The organism is Streptomyces sp. a15 (assembly GCF_059026085.1).
The window spans coordinates 144,695-161,492 of the sequence record NZ_JBWLKM010000013.1; the positions used below are offsets into that span (position 1 = coordinate 144,695).

Consider the following 16,798-nt stretch of genomic DNA (forward strand, 5'->3'; position numbering starts at 1 on the left):
CCCGCAGGCTACCGCTACCGCCCACGCAGCCGTCGTACGAGGATGCTCGCGTCCCCACGCGACTCCAGATCGGCCAGCACGACGGCCACGGCCTCCCGCACGATCCGCCCGCGGTCGACGGCCAGCCCGTGCTCGCCCCGCAGCACCAGACGCGCGTGCTCCAGGTCCATGAGCTCCTCGGCGGAGACGTACACCGTGATCTTCTCGTCGTGCCGCTCCCGCCCGCTGGGCCGGCGCGAGGCCGCCCGTCCGCGCTTGCCGCGCGGCGCGGCGGCCGCGGCAGCCGAGGCAGAACCTTCCTGCGGGCCTTGACGACGCCCGGAGCGGTCCGCGCCCCGGTTGCGGGACTCGCCGGCCTCGGTCGGCTCGGCGTCGGTCGCCACATGCTCCGCGCCGTCGCCGTCACCGCCCTGGGCCGGCACCGACTGCGGTGCGTCCTCACCGGAGGACGACCCGCCCGCGGCCCCGTCGGGCTCCCCCGCGGGAGCGGGCACCCGGGCCTCGCCGTTGGCCCCCCGCCGGGGAGAGGACGCCTGGAGCGCCATTCCCCCTGTCGTACGGAACAGTTCGTCGGCCCCCGGCAGACTCACTCGGCGTGACACCGGGCGAGCACCTCCCTGGCGAGCTGGCGATAGGCGGCGGCCCCGACGGAGTTGGAGGCGTACGTGGTGATCGGCTCACCGGCGACCGTGGTCTCCGGGAAGCGGACCGTACGCCCGATGACCGTGTGGTAGACGTGGTCGTCGAAGGCCTCGACGACCCGTGCGAGCACCTCACGGCTGTGCACCGTGCGCGAGTCGTACATCGTGGCGAGGATGCCGTCGAGCTCCAGATCCGGGTTGAGCCGTTCCTGGACCTTCTCGATGGTCTCCGTCAGCAGCGCTACCCCGCGGAGGGCGAAGAACTCGCACTCCAGGGGCACGATCACCTTGTGCGCGGCCGTCAGGGCGTTCACCGTGAGCAGGCCGAGCGAGGGCTGACAGTCGATGACGATGTAGTCGTAGTCGGCCATGAGCGGCTTCAGGGCGCGTTGCAGCGTCGACTCGCGCGCGACCTCGGAGACCAGCTGGACCTCGGCGGCGGACAGGTCGATGTTGCTGGGCAGCAGGTCCATGTTGGGGACCGCCGTCTTCAGGAGCACCTCGTCGGCCGCCATGCCCCGCTCCATGAGCAGGTTGTAGACCGTGAGGTCGAGCTCCATCGGGTTGACACCGAGACCCACCGACAGCGCGCCCTGCGGGTCGAAGTCCACGAGCAGCACACGACGGCCGTACTCCGCGAGAGCGGCACCCAGGTTGATGGTCGACGTCGTCTTGCCGACGCCGCCCTTCTGGTTGCACATCGCGATGATCTTCGCGGGTCCGTGATCGGTCAGCGGACCCGGGATCGGGAAGTACGGCAGCGGACGACCGGTCGGGCCGATCCGCTCACGGCGCTGACGGGCAGCGTCGGGCGCGAGCGTGGCCGCGTACTCGGGGTCGGGCTCGTACTCGGCGTCGGGATCGTAGAAGTGCCCGTCGGGCAGTTCGTCGTAGTCGGCGAAGTGGTTGTGGGGCGCGCCACTTCCCTCGCCGGCCATGGCGTTCACGTGATGGCCATCCATGCTCTGGTGTGCTGGCTGAGTCACCCCTGAGATCCGGTGACTCCGGTGGGCTGCGAAGGTGCGCACCGCGACGGAGCCGACAGCCTCGAACCCCGCGGGGCCCTCGGCCCGTGCAGGCATTCCTGGTTGACCACCCCCGGGAGAAAATGTCGACTCATTCACAAGTCGTCTTACCTCCTTGGTGACCAGGAAACTTCTAGACAGGTCAGCGTGGCACCATGCCGACGGTTGGCGACTCTATGGCGTGTCGGGCGTTCGCAGCAACACAATCCGCCGGACCCGGCAGGATGTGTCGGCAATGAAACATCCCTCTGTCAAGGGCGTACGGCCGTCGCACGGTGGGTTTCACCGGTGTACGAATCGGTTCAAGGGTTACGTTCGAGGCGAGTTGACCTTGAGCCGCAAAGTGACCATACACACACCCGGCCGGACCTTGTCGGGCAAGGTCCGGCCGGGTGCGCGGTGTTGACGACCTGTGTTGACGTATCGCCTTTTGCCCAATGGTGACTTAGCGACGGCGACCTGCCGCTTCACGCTGTCGGCGGTCAGCCGAGCAGCGTCTCCAGCTCCACGTGCTCCAGGCCGTGCGCCTCGGCGACCTCGCGGTAAACGACCTTGCCGTCATGGGCGTTGAGACCCTTCGCCAGCGCGGAATCGCGGCGCAGCGCCTCCACCCAGCCGTGGTCCGCGAGTTCGACGATGTACGGCAGCGTCGCGTTGGTGAGCGCGTAGGTGGAAGTGTTGGGCACCGCGCCGGGCATGTTGGCGACGCAGTAGAAGACCGAGTTGTGGACCGGGAAGGTCGGCTCGGCGTGGGTGGTCGGGCGGGAGTCCTCGAAGCAGCCGCCCTGATCGATCGCGATGTCGACAAGGACACTTCCCGGCTTCATGCGCGACACGAGCTCGTTGGTGACCAGCTTCGGGGCCTTGGCGCCCGGGATGAGGACGGCGCCGATGACGAGGTCGGCCTCGAGGCAGGCCTTCTCGAGCTCGAAGGCGTTGGAGACGACGGTCTGGATCTTCGTACCGAAGATCTTGTCGGCCTCCTTGAGCTTGTTGATGTCCTTGTCGAGCAGGGTCACGTGGAAGCCCATGCCGATGGCGATCTGCGCGGCGTTCCAGCCGGAGACACCGCCGCCGATGACGACGGCCTTGGCGGCCAGCACGCCCGGGACACCGCCGGGCAGCACACCGCGGCCGCCGTTGGCGCGCATCAGGTGGTAGGCGCCGACCTGCGGGGCCAGCCGGCCCGCGACCTCCGACATGGGGGCGAGCAACGGGAGCGCGCGGCTGGGCAGCTCGACCGTCTCGTATGCGATCGCGGTGGTGCCGGACTCGACGAGCGCGTCCGTGCACTCCTTGGAGGCGGCCAGGTGCAGGTAGGTGAAGAGCGTCTGGTCCTTGCGGAGGCGGTGGTACTCCTCGGCGATGGGCTCCTTGACCTTCAGCAGCAGGTCGGCGGTGGCCCAGACCTCGTCGGCGGTCTCCAGGATCCCGGCGCCGGCGGCGACGTACTCGTCGTCCGTGATCGAGGAGCCGAGGCCTGCGCCCCGCTCGACGACGACCTGGTGGCCGTGGCGCACCAGCTCGTGCACGCCGGCGGGGGTGATGGCCACCCGGAACTCGTTGTTCTTGACCTCGCGGGGGATGCCGACCTTCACGTCGATCACGGTCCTTGGCTCTGTGAGTGTGGGGCATTACAAGACATACCCAGGCATGCGAGGCACACCGGGAGACACCGCAGGAGAAGGTGCGGCAGAGCCAGTCTAATGAAGGTGTTCCCGCTGTCTAGCCTTTCATTGCATCAATCTTCAGCGGATGTACTACGGATTTCGCAGGCGTTAGCGTCATGTTCCGGCAGATCGGGCTGTTCCGGCTCCGGCTCGGCCTGCGTTTCGGGCTCCTGAGGCTCCTCGGCCAGCAGTCTCTCGGCGGCACCGCGGTGCAGCGAGGCGGCCGCCGGATCGCCGAGGTGTTCCAGCGTGTCGGCGAGCCTCAGCTGGAGCGCGGCCTGGAGCCGGACGTCCTCGGCGCGGCGCGCCCACTCGACCGCCTCGAGGCAGGTCTCCATCGACTCCTCGGGCCGTCCGGCGTACTCCTGGACGCGCGCGAGTTCGCTCAACGCCCGGGCGTGGGCGGCCACATCGCCGTTCTTGCGGTGCCCGGCGACCGCGGCCCGCCAGTTGCGCTGCGCCTCGCCGTACCGGCCCGCATAGGTGTGGGCCGCGGCGATACGGCCGTACAGCCGCGCGGCGTCCGCGCGCTCGTCCCGGGCGAGCCGCTGGACGAGTGCCCGGCCGTACCAGTCGGCGGCCCGGTCGTAGTCCCCGAGCTCCAGATGGGCGCCGCCTACGGATTCCATCGCGCGGCCGGTCGCGTACGGATCATTTGCCTCCCGTCCGGCGTCCAGAGCCGCCCGGTAGCGTGCCAGGGCCTCCTTGGTGCGGCCGGTCCGGGCGTCCAGGTCGGCGAGGTTCAGCAGGGCGGCGGCCTTCTCGCGGGGCAGGTCGCGGCGCTCGGCCACATCCAGGACGAGGCGGTGGATGCCGTACAGGTCGGGCGCGGCGGCCTGGGTGCCGAAGTGGGCGACCATCGCCCGCACGAGCTGGGACATCAGGCGCCGGGCGAGGGTGTCCAGCGCGCCGTCGGCGACCGCGAGGCGGGCCGCGGCCAGCAGGGCGGGCCTGCGGATGCTCAGCCAGTCGGCGGCCGCCCTCGGGCTCGGGAAGCGCAGGGAGCGCGGCATGCCCTGGAGCTTCTCGCGGGCCTCGGGGCTGTCGGTCTCGGTGATCGCCCGGCACGACTGCAGCAGCCGTACGGTCCGCTCCAGCATCCGGGCACGGGCCAGCTGGAGCTCGGCGGGGCGGTCCTGGGCCTCGGCGATGGCCTCCAGCAGCGGCTGGAGGCAGCCGGGGACCTCGTACTGCGGCAGCGGCGACTCCACGGCGTGCAGCAGGCCGAGGGCGACGAAGTCGTCCAGGGTGGTGCGGGCGCCGCCCACCGAGCAGCCGGCGAGCGCGGCGGCGGTGTGCGGGTCGACCAGACCGGCCGGGGCGAGGGAGAGCAGTCGCAGTATCCGGGCGGCCTGGGCGGGCAGGGACGTGCAGGCGAGCCGGAAGACCCTGCCAAGTGGGGTGGTCCCTTCGTCGCCGTCGGCGTGCAGGTGCTTGGCGAGGTCGGCGACGGCCGCCTTGGGGCGGGCGGCGAGCCAGCCGCCGGCCAGCATCAGCGCGGCGGGCTGGCCCTGGCACTCCTCGACCAGCCCCTCGGCCGCACGGGGGTCGACGGTGATGCGGACCGAGCCGGTGTGCCGGGACAGCAGTTCGACGGCGGACTTGGTGTCGAGGCCGCCCAGGGTGCAGGGGCGGACGTCCGCGATGCCGGTCAGCGGGCCCCCGGAGACGGCCACGACCAGGCATTCCGGTGTGTCCGGCAGCAGCGCGTCGACCTGCTCGGCGGTGGCCGCGTCGTCGAGCAGAAGCAGCGTCCGGCGCTCCGCGAGGGCCTCGCGGAGCGCCGCCGTGAGGTCGTCCTCGGCGGCTCCGGCGGGCGTCGGCAGCTCCAGCGCGGTCAGCAGTTCGCGGGCGACGCGCTCGGTCGGTACGGGCGTGCCGTCGGGCTCGCTGAGCCGGGCCCGGAGCACCCCGTCCCGGTAACGGTCCGCGACCTGCCGTACGAGTTCCTCGGCGAGCGCCGTGCGCCCCGAGCCGGGTTTGCCCGCGATGAGCAGCACGCGCGCGCGGGGGGCCTTGCGGCCCGAGAGGGTGTCCAGGCCGGCGCGCTCGATGTCGGCGCGGAGCTCTTTCAACTCCCTTGTACGGCCCAGGAATCGAGTCTCCGCAGCAGCGTCTTGGGACAGCTGCACGCCGCCTGTGTCCACCGCCTGATCCGCCACGGGCCACACTCCCGTCCCACCGCACGCGCAAGCCCGCCGGGACTCCGGTTCGGGCGTTTCCAGAGCCTAGTTCACGCTCTGCTACGTTCCGTGTGGAGCGCGGCGGACACGTCCCCCGATCGGATCAGCAGATGGTCACATCAGCGGCACGGGGTGTGCGTTCAGGACTCGAAGGGTCGCGCGGGCCAGGGGGCCTCGGCCGGGCGCAGGGCGTCGAGCCCGTCCCCGGCGCGCGCGGCGACCAGCGAGAGCACGCCCACGACGAGGCAGTTGTTGTGCAGCTCCCCCGCGAGCACGCCCCGGACGAGCTCGTCGACCGGCACGCGCGCGTGCTCCATGTCGGCCTCCTCGTCCTCCACCTCGAAGCGCTCTCCTTCGGCCTCGGACAGATCGCGGGCGAGGAAGATCCGTACGGCCTCGTCACAGCCGCCGGCCGTCGTGTACACGTCGGTCAGCACCCGCCAGTCCTCGGCCTTGACGTGCGCTTCCTCGTACAGCTCGCGCTGGGCGGCGTGCAGCGGGTTCTCGCCGGGGACATCGAGCAGGCCGGCCGGGATCTCCCACAGCTTCTGCCGCACCGGGTGCCGGTACTGCTTGATGAGCAGGACACGGTCCTCACCGTCGAGGGCGACGACGGCCACGGAGCCGGGGTGGACCTGGTAGTCGCGCTTGACCACCGAACCGTCGGGCATGACCACCTCGTCCGTGCGGACCGAGGTCTTGTTGCCCACGAAGGGGGTCTCGGTCGCCCGGATCTCCCACGCTTCGGGGGTGTCCTTGATCGTCATGCCCTGTCCTTCCCGATACGAAAAAGAGGCCGGGGCGCACACCTTTTGAATGCGCGCGCCCCGGCCACCGTACAACTGTCGTGCAGCTACGAATTCTGCCGCTCGACCGCCGCCTTCACGAGCCCGGCGAACAGCGGGTGCGGACGCGTCGGACGCGAGCGCAGCTCCGGGTGCGCCTGGGTCGCGACCAGATACGGGTGGACCTCGCGCGGGTACTCCACGTACTCGACGAGCTTGCCGTCCGGCGAGGTGCCGGAGAACAGGATGCCCGCCTTCTTCTCCAGCTCCGCGCGGTAGGCGTTGTTCACCTCGTAGCGGTGCCGGTGGCGCTCCTCGACGTACTCCTTGCCGTCGTACACCTCGCGCACGATCGAGCCCTCGGCCAGCTTGGCCGGGTACATGCCCAGGCGCATGGTGCCGCCCATGTCGCCCTCGCCGGCGACGATGTCGAGCTGCTCGGCCATGGTGGAGATGACCGGGTGGCCGGTGGCGGCGTCGAACTCGGTGGAGTTGGCGTCCGGGATGTCGGCCAGGTTGCGCGCGGCCTCGATCACGATGCACTGCAGGCCCAGGCACAGGCCGAGCAGCGGGAGCTTGTTCTCGCGGGCGTAGCGGATGGCGCCGACCTTGCCGAGCACACCGCGGTCGCCGAAGCCGCCGGGGATGCAGATGCCGTCGACGTCACCGAGCTGCTGGGCGGCGCCGGCCTGGGTCTTGCAGTCGTCCGAGGTGACCCACTTGATCTTCACGCGGGCCTTGTTGGCGAACCCGCCGGCACGCAGCGCCTCGGTGACCGAGAGGTAGGCGTCGGGCAGGTCGATGTACTTGCCGACCAGGGCGAGCGTGATCTCGTGGTCCGGGTTGTGGACGCGGTCGAGCAGGTCGTCCCAGGTCGTCCAGTCCACGTCGCGGAACGCGAGGTCCAGCTTGCGGACGACGTAGGCGTCCAGGCCCTCGCCGTGCACGGTCTTCGGGATGTCGTAGATCGAGCGGGCGTCGGGGCAGGCGACCACGGCGGCCTCGTCGACGTCGCACATCAGCGAGATCTTGCGCTTGATCGCGGTGGGGACCTCGCGGTCGCAGCGCAGCACGATCGCGTCCGGCTGGATACCGATGTTCCGCAGAGCCGCAACCGAGTGCTGGGTCGGCTTCGTCTTCAGCTCCCCCGAGGGGCCGATGTACGGCAGGAGCGAGATATGCACCACAAAGACGTTGTCGCGGCCGACCTCGTGACGGACCTGACGCACGGTCTCCAGGAACGGCAGCGACTCGATGTCGCCGACCGTGCCGCCGACCTCGGTGATCACGACGTCCACCTCGTCCGTCGCCATGCGGCGGATGCGGTGCTTGATCTCGTTGGTGATGTGCGGGATGACCTGGACGGTGTCGCCCAGGTACTCGCCGCGCCGCTCCTTGGCGATCACCGTCGAGTAGATCTGGCCGGTGGTGACGTTGGCCGAGCCGTCCAGGTCGCGGTCGAGGAAGCGCTCGTAGTGGCCGATGTCCAGGTCGGTCTCGGCGCCGTCGTTGGTGACGAACACCTCACCGTGCTGGAAGGGGTTCATCGTGCCCGGGTCGACGTTCAGGTAGGGGTCGAGCTTCTGCATGACCACCCGCAGGCCGCGGGCCTTGAGCAGCATGCCGAGGCTGGAGGCGGTGAGGCCCTTGCCGAGCGAGGAGGCGACACCCCCGGTGACGAAGATGTGCTTGGTCGTCGTGGCTGTGCTGTTTCGAAAAGCAGCGGTCGGCATGGCCAAGAGGGGGCTCCCGTGGTCGCGATCTGGGGGTGCGGTACGGCTCGTCCGGCCCGGAGAACCCGGGTTTTACTGGAGGTGCCGTCGCTGCGGTTCGGGGGTTTCGTGCCCACCGGTCCACGGGCTACCAGGGTATCAGCGCCCGGCCGGGATGGCTTCCGGCCACGCTCCGCACACAGGTCGACACGGGGCCGCACAACCTCACGTGTTTCTCACCCGGTGCTCACCCGTTCGGCTCACCCACGTTGCCGGGAGCGGCACGCAGATCATCTACGTGCGTCGTATCCTGCTCGGACACTCGCTGATCGAGCCAGGCCGGCAACACGGCACCACCCCCGCCCGTAAGCACCGGAACAACGAGAGCTCGTCAGTTCGTTGAGCAACAGATGTCGTTTTGCCTCACAGCAGCACGGACTGTTTTGCTTCACCACTCAACGACGCATGACAAAGACCCCTTGACCGCACTAGCGACAGCCCCCGTATTTCCCGGGGGCGACGTGGCCGTTCGACTGGAGTTGCACGTGGCCGGGCGCATCGAAGACTACGCACTCATCGGAGACATGCAGACCGCTGCCCTGGTCTGCCGGGACGGCACAGTGGACTGGCTGTGCCTGCCCCGCTTCGACTCGCATGCCATCTTCGCCGGTCTGCTGGGCACCGAGGAACACGGCTTCTGGCGGCTCGGTCCCGCGCACGCGGCCGACGCCGAACCGCCCACCGCGGCCCGGCGCAGCTACCGCGGCGACTCCCTGATCCTGGAATCCGAGTGGGACACCCCCCGCGGCACGGTCCGTGTGACGGACTTCATGCCACCGCGTGACGGCGCCCCGCAGCTGATCCGGATCGTGGAGGGCGTCTCGGGCCGCGTCAGGATGCGCTCGGCGCTCCGGATGCGTTTCTCCTACGGCCGGGTCGTCCCGTGGGTGCACAAGCACGAGGGCCGTACGGTGGCCGTCGCCGGTCCGGACTCCGTGTGGTTCGACACGGAGGCCGAGACCTACGGCAAGTCGCTGACGACCTACGCGGACTTCACGGTCGCCCCGGGTGAGCGGATCGCGTTCACCATCTCCTGGGAGCCCTCGCACAAGCAGCCGCCGCCGCTGCCGGAGCCCGAGCAGTCCCTGGAGGCGACGGAGGACTTCTGGCGGGACTGGGTGGAGCACTGTACGTACCACGGTCCGTACCGCGAGGCGGTGGTCCGCTCGCTGATCACGCTGAAGGCGCTGACGTACGCCCCGACGGGCGGCATCGTCGCCGCCCCCACCACCTCCCTGCCGGAGGAGATCGGCGGCGTCCGCAACTGGGACTACCGCTACACCTGGCTGCGGGACGCGGCGATCACCCTCTCCTCGCTGCTGCGCACCGGCTACCGCGAGGAGGCCCGCGCCTGGCGCGAGTGGCTGCTGCGGGCCGTCGCCGGCGACCCGGAGAACCTGCAGATCATGTACGGCATCGCGGGCGAGCGCGAGCTGGGCGAGGCCGAGCTGGACTGGCTGCCGGGCTACGAGAACTCCGGGCCGGTCCGGGTCGGCAACGGCGCCGCGCACCAGCTCCAGCTGGACGTGTACGGCGAGGTCACCGAGGCCCTGCACCTGGCCCACATGACGGGCCTGGCCCGCAACGACTACGCGTCCCTGCTCCAGCTGAAGCTCATCCGCTACCTGGAGGGCCACTGGGACGAGCCGGACGAGGGCATCTGGGAGGTGCGCGGCCCGCGCCGCCACTTCGTGCACTCCAAGGTGATGGCCTGGGTCGCCGTCGACCGCACCATCAAGCTGATCGAGTCCGGTGACGCGGACGGCCCGCTGGAGAAGTGGCGCGAACTGCGCGACGACATCCACCGGGACGTGTGTGAGAAGGGTTACGACAAGGAGCGCAACACCTTCACGCAGTCGTACGGCTCGAAGGAGCTGGACGCCTCGCTGCTCCTCATCCCCCAGATGGGCTTCCTGCCCCCCGACGACAAGCGCGTGATCGGCACGATCGAGGCGATCCAGCGCGAGCTGTCCACATCGGACGGCTTCATCCTGCGCTACCCGACGGCCGGCGAGGACGCGGGCGTGGACGGCCTGGCGGGCGACGAGGGAGCCTTCCTCGCCTGCTCGTTCTGGATGGCGGACGACCTCGCGATGATCGGCCGCGTGGACGAGGCCCGCAAGCTGTTCGAGAAGCTGCTGTCCCTGCGCAACGACCTCGGTCTGCTGGCCGAGGAGTGGGACTCACGCCTGCAACGCCAGGTCGGCAACTTCCCGCAGGCGTTCAGCCACGTTCCGCTGATCGACACGGCTCTGCGTCTGACGGCGTCGGGGGCGTACGGCGGCTGAACAGGACCGACCCACCGCGCCCGCCTAGGCTGGAAGCCACCAACCCCCTGCACGGAAGGGGGCGGCCATGGCTTCCCTCTCGAAGGCGGGCGCGGCTCTTGCCGCGTTGCGCGAGGATCTGACCGGTGAGGTGTTCGCGCCCGGCGATCCGGGATACGACCAGGCTCGGATCGTTCACAACAGCATGATCGACCGGCGGCCCGCGGTGATCGCGCAGTGCTCGGACGAGGACGACGTCGTACGGGCCGTGCGCTTCGGGCGGGATCTGGACCTGAAGATCGCGGTCCGCGGCGGCGGGCACAGCGTGGCGGGCATGGCGCTGAACGACGGCGGGCTGGTCGTCGACCTGCGGCGGATGCACGGAGTGACTGTCCACCCGGCGGCCGAGGCGGTACGGGTCGGGGGCGGTGCCACGATGAGCCACCTCGACCGCGCCACCCAGCCGTACGGCCTCGCGACCACCGGCGGCCGGGCCTCCACCACCGGCGTCGGAGGCTTCGTCCTCGGCGGCGGCACCGGCTGGCTGGACCGCTGCTGCGGGCTCGCCGTCGACAATCTGCTCGGCGTCGAGCTGGTCACAGCCGTGGGCAACCGGATCAACGCGAGCGCCGACGAGAACCCCGAGCTGTTCTGGGCCCTGCACGGCGGCGGCGGCAACTTCGGCATCGCCACCGCGATCACCCTGAAGCTGCACGAGCTGCCCGAGTTCTCCATCGCCCTGGTCCTGTACCTGCCGGAGCACGGCCCCGAGGTCGTCCGCACCTACCGCGACCTGATCTCGGTCGGCCCGGTCGAGGCGGCCGGAGGTGTCATCTATCTCACCGGCCCGCCCGAGGAGTTCGTCCCGCCGCCTCTGGTCGGCACGCTGCTGTGCGGGGTGCTGCTGACGTACGCAGGGGGCGAGGAGGACCTGCGCAAGCTCGCCGAGCCGCTCCTGGCGCTGCCGCACGAGGCGGAGGTCGTCGGGGCGATGCCGTACGCCGACGTCCAGTGCATGATCGACGATCCACCCGGGCTGCGGAACTACTGGTCGGCGGAGTACGTCTCTCAGGCGCCCGACGACTTCGTGGACGTCTTCTGCGACCGCGCGCGCTCCATGCCCGTGCCGTCCAGCACCCAGCACGTGCTGTTCCCGCAGGGCGGTGCGATCGCCGACGGGCCGCGCGAGTATCCCGTGCCGTACCGGGACGCGCCGTGGGCGGTGCACCCGTTCGCGGCCTGGGAGGACCCGGCCGACGACGAACGCGCCGTCCAGTGGGTCCGGGACGTGCGCGCCGACGTGCGGCCGTGGAGCACCGGCGCGGTCTACCTCAACTTCATCGGCGACGAGGGCGCAGAGCGCGTGGTGGCCGGTCTGGGGGCCGAGAACGCCCGGCGGATGGCGATGGTGAAGCGGCAGTACGACCCGGACAACGTCTTCCGCTTCAACCACAACATCAAGCCGGCCTGAGCTCAGACCGGCCTGAGCGTCAGACCGGCCTGAGCGCCGTCAGTGTCCGCTCCCCCGCCGGGTCGCCCGCCGTGGCCGGCACCAGCGCGATCTCGTCGAGCCCGGCCTCGGCATAGGCGTCGATCCGGGCCCGTACGGCGTCGAGGTCCCCGACCAGACCGACCACGCCCGCGGCCTTCGGCGGGAGCGCGCGCAGCAGGGTGTCCCGGTCGGCGCCGGCCGCGGCCAGCTGAACCGCCTCGCCGAGGCCCGCCGCGGTGAACATGTCGCTGTAGCCCGGCACGGTCAGATATCCGGCGATGCTTCCGAGGACCTGAGCGAGGGACTCCGGCTCCGGATCGACGGCCGCGGGCAGCCAGGCGGCCAGCGTGGGCGGGGTGCGGTCGGCCTTCACGGCCGCCGCGAGCAGCTTGCCCCGCAGCACGCGCACCTGTTCCGGCGAGACGATGTCCAGCAGCATGCGGTCGGCGTGCGCGGCGGCCGTGGCGATCGCGCGGTCCCCGAACGCCGCCACGGTGAGCCGGCCGCCGGGCGGCGGGAGCCGGCGCCGGAAGGGACTGTCCGGCACGACCGGCTCCCCCGGCACACCGTGCAGAAAGCGCCGTACGGCCGCCGCACTCTCCTCCAGCACGGCCGCGGGCCGGACCCGGGGCCGCCCGTGCACGCCCTCGACCACGCGCTTGCTGGAGGTGCCGAGCGCCACCCCGGCCGGGCGGCCCGTGACGGCCGCGACGCCCGCGGCACCCCGGGCGATCGTGAACGGGTCGCGCACCGACACCGGGACCGGGCCGGCGGTCAGCGCGACCCGCTCGGTGGTCCGCCCGATCGCGGTGGCCAGGACGAAGGAGTCCCAGGTGGGCCCCTCGCCGGCCCACACCTCGCGATATCCGAGCCGGTCGGCGAGCACCGCGACACGCAACGGCTCGTCGACCGGACTGTCGTCCTCCCGCCCCACGGCGACCACACTGATGTCCATGCTCCCGCCGCTACCCGGCGGTGATCTCCCTAACCGGGCGCGCCACAGGTAGCGTCCGCTGCATGGACAGCCGCACGGACCACGGATTCGAGACCCAGGACGCCGGGATCACCGTTCAGCGTGCTCTGGAGCTGCCCGGCCTGCGCAGCGGGCTGCCCGAGGTCCTCGCGGGCGCGGACCGGCTGGGGCGCACCGTGCGCTGGGTGCACGCGGGCGAGGTGCCGCACATCGCCTCGCTGCTCAAGGGCGGTGAGCTGTTGCTGACCACGGGCTACGGCCTCGGCACCCGTCCGGCCGAACAGCGCGCGTTCGTGCGCACCCTCGCCGAGCGGGGTATCGCGGCCCTCGTCGTGGAGCTCGGCCCGCGCTTCACGCGGCTGCCCGCGGCCCTCGTCGACACGGCGCGCGCGGCCGGTCTGCCGCTGGTCCAGCTGCACCGCGAGGTGCCCTTCGTGGCGGTCACCGAGGAGATCCACACCGAGATCGTCAATGGCCACTACGCCCTGCTCCAGCGGGCGGAGGAGGTGCACCGCCGCTGTACCGAGGCCCTGCTGGGCGGCGGCGGGATCCCCCAGGTGCTCGGGATCCTGGCCGACTTCGGCGGCAACCCCGTCTTCCTGGAGACGACGGACGGCCGGCTGCTGTACGCCGCCGGGGCCGGCCCCGAGGGCGCCGATCCGCTCCAGGTGTGGGACGGGCTGCGCGGCCGGGACAAGGACGGGCCGCCGGCGGGCTCGGTCCTGGTGGACGTGCCGGGCGGCGGGGCCGGGACGGGCTCGGTCCGGGCCCGCCTCGTCCTGCTGCCGGTACGGGCTCCGCTCGCGCCGGTGCACCGGATGGCCGCCGAACGGGCCGCGGGCATCCTGGCCGTGGTGCTGATGCAGGCCCGGCAGGAGGAGGAGCTGGCGGCGCGCGGGCGCGGTGACTTCCTCACCGACCTCGCCGAGGGCCGGATCGCCGCTCAGGACGCGCCCGCGCAGGCGCGCGTGCTGGGCTTCAAACCGGGCGACAGCCCGCTGCTCCCCGTGGTGATGGGGCTGGGCGACGCGCTCTCCACCGGCGGCGGCTGGGCGGTCCTGGCCCGTGCGGTCGCGGAGGAGCTGGCCGCCGTGGGAGTGCCGGTCCTGTTGGGCGTACGCCCCGTCGAGGGCCGTGTTCCGCTGCTGCTGGGCCTGCGTTCGGAGTCGGAGCGGTCGGCGGTCGCGGACCGGGTCGCGGCGGCGCTCCGGGCGGGCGTGGAGCGGGCCGGGATGCAGCGGCCCGGGGCGCAGCCGCCGGTGGTGGTCGTCGGGGTGGCGGGCGGCTGGGCGGCGGCCTCGGCGGGCCTCAGGCACGCGGCGGAGACGGCGACGGCAGCCCAGGGGCTGTCGGACCGGCCCTGGTACGACGCCCGCCGCCTGGACATCGACCTGCTGCTGTGGCGGCTGCGCGACCATCCGGACCTGGCGGCCTTCGTGGACCGCGCGATCGGCCCGGTCCGCGACCACGACGACCGCTCCAAGCCGCCGCTGCTGCCCACCCTGCAGACCTACCTGGCCCACGCGGGCCGCAAGGCGGAGACGGCCCGCGAACTCCACCTCAACCGGCAGACCCTGTACAACCGCCTCGCCCGCATCGGCGAGTTGCTGGGCACCGACCTCGACGACCCGCAGACGGTCCTGGCGTTGAGCCTGGCGCTGCGAGCCCGCAGACTCGTGTCCTAGCTTCCTAGATCAGCGGCCGTGGCTGGGTCAACTCGTCGTAGACACTGAGTACCTGGGCGACCGTCTCGTCCTCGGTCGGCCAAGTGGCCGCCTGCCGGAGGCCCTTCTCCCTGAGCAGCTCCTGCCGCTCGGGATCACCGAGCAGCCGTACGACGGCGTCCGCGAAGGCCTCCGCGTCACCGTCCGGGACGAGTTCGGCCGCCTCGCCGACCAGTTCGGGGATGCCGCCCGCGTGGGTGGCGACGAGGGGCACGCGCGCGTGGAGGGCCTCCTGGGCGAGGACGTCCCGCGACTCGCCGCTGCTCGGCAGCAGCGCGAGGTCGGCGGCGGCGAGCAGCTCGGTGACGTCCTCCCGACGGCCGATGAGCCGGACCGGCAGCCCCTCGTCCTCGATCCGCCGCTGCAACTCCGCGCGCAGCGGCCCCTCCCCCGCGATCACCACCAGCGGCACGGGGTCGAGGCGGCGCCACGCGCGCGTGGCGTCCAGCAGCAGGTCGTAGCCCCGGTGCCGGTCGAGGGAGCCGACGGCCATCAGCAACGGGCGTCCGGTGGCACCGAGTTCGGCCCGGACCTTGGGGCGCAGCCGGTCGGGATCCTCCTGCTCGACGGCCTCGCGGGGCCCGGGCAGCGCGACGGCGGCGAGCCGGGCGTCCCGTGCACCCGTGCGGCGGGCCCGGTCCACGAGGGCCGAGGTGGTACCGAGCACCACGGCGGCGGCCTTCACCACCCGCCGCTCCAACAGGCGCAGGAAATGGGCGCGTGCGCCCTCGGTGTGCGCCCGGTCGTGCCAGGTGACGATGAGCGGGGTACGCCGCCCGCTGAGCGCGAGCACCGCGCGGAAGGAGGCGTGCAGTCCGTGCGCGTGCACCAGGTCGGCGTTGGTGCAGGCCATCCGTAGCGCGGCCACCGAGCCGGGGTCGCTGCTGCGCGGCACGTGCACGTGTTCGGCACCGGCCCCGGTGAAGTCGTAGGCGCGATCGGCCTCGACGGGGGCGCACACCGTGACTCGCACGCCCCGTGCGACCAGCCCCGAGGTCAGGGAGCGCACATGCGCGCTGCTGCCGGCGTTGCCTCCGCCCAGCACCTGTACGGTGCGCAGCTGCGACTGGCCGTGCGGTGAGTGGCTGCTCACGGGGGTCACGTGGCCGGGGCTCCTGGTTCGGCGTCGGGCGGTCACGAGGAAACGTACAGAAGGTGTCGAGCGGAGGGGTGTACCGCGCGCTTCCTACGCGTTACTGCTGTTCTCCGCCAAGGATGCCAGCACGTACGGCTGTTCCGGGAACGCCGGGAGCCGGTCGGCCCGCCGGCACGGCGGGTCTGGTCACCCACACGAGTGAGGGAAGGGCCGTTCCGCACGTATGTGCCCGCACCTGTCGGCCCCGGGATCGCGCCCCCGTCACCGCCCGCCCACCGAACGCGCCACCTCGCTCACTCTGTCCCCGTACACGGCCGCGGCGACCACCGCGGCAGCGTGCGCGAGCAGCCCGGCCCGCCCGTTGCCCACCACCGCGGCGGCGCCCAGAGCCGCACCCAGCGCGTGCGCGCCCGTGTCGCCGATCATCGTGCGCTCACCGAGGTCGTCGGGCAGTACGGCCACCGCGGCCCCCATGGCGGCCGCGGCCAGCTCCGCCCCGGGCCCCTCCCGCAGCAGACCGGGCGCGCCGAGCGCGACAACGGCCGCGGCAGCCCTCCCCGGCCGTACGTCCACGAGGTTCACGACATGCGCGGCCCCGGCGATCACGACCCCTGCGAGCACCTTGTCGACGGCCCGCTCCTTCAGCAGGGCTCCCGCGACGAGCCCGGCCGCGGAGATCCCGAACAGCTTCACGGCCCCGCTGGTGACCTCCCCGTGCCGGAGAGCGGACAGGTGGGCCCGGAATCCGCGCCGGGGGTCGTCGGCCCCGGCGACATCGTCGTAGGCACCGCAGACACCGGCGGCGAGCACGGCGAATCCGGCGGCGGGACGGACCCGGGCCGACCCCAGCGCGGCCGCCACGGCGCATGCGGGGCCCGCGTACAACTCGACGGTCCGGCCCGCGTAGTTCGTCCGCTCCCACCGGTCCCGGCCGCCGGGGGCGCCGGCGCGCAGTCCCGCCGTGGTCGCCCGTGCCAGCCCGGCCGCCAGGGCGAAGGCGGCGCTTCTTCTCATCCGCGTGATCATGCGCCCACCTTAGGAAGCGGGCGGGGCGGCGGTTCCGTCAGGCCGCCCGTCGGCGACGGGGGCGTCCAGTTGGGCGGGGGTGGCGGCGGAACCGGTCGCTGCGCACCGGAGACCATCACTTGGTCGGGGCCGTTGATGTCGGCG

At 72.0% G+C, this 16,798-nt stretch carries 12 protein-coding genes; 3 read left to right on the forward strand and 9 right to left on the reverse strand.

What is annotated here, in order from left to right:
• Positions 1-14 precede the first annotated feature (14 nt).
• The 6 genes from AC5P09_RS16780 to pyrG form a co-directional block, all read right to left on the reverse strand.
• Complete coding sequence (locus tag AC5P09_RS16780) at positions 15-602, reverse strand: hypothetical protein (protein WP_493874674.1); 588 nt, start codon at positions 600-602, stop codon at positions 15-17.
• Entirely contained in the window at positions 587-1,723 is a 1,137-nt protein-coding gene (locus tag AC5P09_RS16785) for a ParA family protein (RefSeq protein ID WP_266442077.1), read from the reverse strand. Before AC5P09_RS16785 ends, AC5P09_RS16780 begins: the two co-directional genes overlap by 16 nt.
• A gap of 425 nt (positions 1,724-2,148) precedes the next feature.
• Positions 2,149-3,273, reverse strand: a complete 1,125-nt coding sequence (ald, locus tag AC5P09_RS16790; RefSeq protein WP_493874675.1) for an alanine dehydrogenase — start codon at positions 3,271-3,273, stop codon at positions 2,149-2,151.
• Between the two features lie 134 nt (positions 3,274-3,407).
• Positions 3,408-5,498: a tetratricopeptide repeat protein gene (locus AC5P09_RS16795; RefSeq protein ID WP_493874676.1), complete on the reverse strand. Its 2,091-nt coding sequence runs from the start codon at positions 5,496-5,498 to the stop codon at positions 3,408-3,410.
• 161 nt (positions 5,499-5,659) lie between these two features.
• Positions 5,660-6,286 (reverse strand): NUDIX domain-containing protein, encoded by a 627-nt coding sequence (locus tag AC5P09_RS16800; protein WP_307673770.1) that lies wholly within the window; start codon positions 6,284-6,286, stop codon positions 5,660-5,662.
• 86 nt (positions 6,287-6,372) lie between these two features.
• The gene (gene pyrG, locus AC5P09_RS16805; protein ID WP_493874677.1) at positions 6,373-8,037 is read right to left on the reverse strand and encodes a CTP synthase; all 1,665 of its coding nucleotides are present in this window, start codon (positions 8,035-8,037) and stop codon (positions 6,373-6,375) included.
• A gap of 524 nt (positions 8,038-8,561) precedes the next feature.
• Between pyrG and AC5P09_RS16810 the strand changes: the two genes are divergently transcribed.
• Positions 8,562-10,364, forward strand: a complete 1,803-nt coding sequence (locus tag AC5P09_RS16810) for a glycoside hydrolase family 15 protein (RefSeq protein WP_493874678.1) — start codon at positions 8,562-8,564, stop codon at positions 10,362-10,364.
• A gap of 67 nt (positions 10,365-10,431) precedes the next feature.
• A complete protein-coding gene (locus AC5P09_RS16815) occupies positions 10,432-11,814 on the forward strand; it encodes an FAD-binding oxidoreductase (RefSeq protein ID WP_493874679.1) in 1,383 nt (460 codons plus the stop codon).
• A 19-nt stretch (positions 11,815-11,833) separates the two neighbouring features.
• On the opposite strand, the gene AC5P09_RS16820 is transcribed toward AC5P09_RS16815, so the two are convergent.
• Entirely contained in the window at positions 11,834-12,790 is a 957-nt protein-coding gene (locus AC5P09_RS16820; RefSeq protein WP_493874680.1) for an LLM class F420-dependent oxidoreductase, read from the reverse strand.
• Between the two features lie 62 nt (positions 12,791-12,852).
• Between AC5P09_RS16820 and AC5P09_RS16825 the strand changes: the two genes are divergently transcribed.
• Positions 12,853-14,493 carry a PucR family transcriptional regulator gene (locus AC5P09_RS16825; protein ID WP_493874681.1) on the forward strand — a complete coding sequence of 547 codons (1,641 nt, stop codon included), beginning with the start codon at positions 12,853-12,855 and terminating at the stop codon, positions 14,491-14,493.
• A 4-nt stretch (positions 14,494-14,497) separates the two neighbouring features.
• Here AC5P09_RS16825 and AC5P09_RS16830 read toward each other — a convergent pair whose 3' ends face one another.
• Together AC5P09_RS16830 and AC5P09_RS16835 are read right to left on the reverse strand one after the other, a co-directional pair.
• Entirely contained in the window at positions 14,498-15,634 is a 1,137-nt protein-coding gene (locus tag AC5P09_RS16830) for a glycosyltransferase family 4 protein (RefSeq protein ID WP_493874682.1), read from the reverse strand.
• 255 nt (positions 15,635-15,889) lie between these two features.
• Positions 15,890-16,654 (reverse strand): hypothetical protein, encoded by a 765-nt coding sequence (locus AC5P09_RS16835; protein WP_493874683.1) that lies wholly within the window; start codon positions 16,652-16,654, stop codon positions 15,890-15,892.
• Positions 16,655-16,798 lie beyond the last annotated feature (144 nt).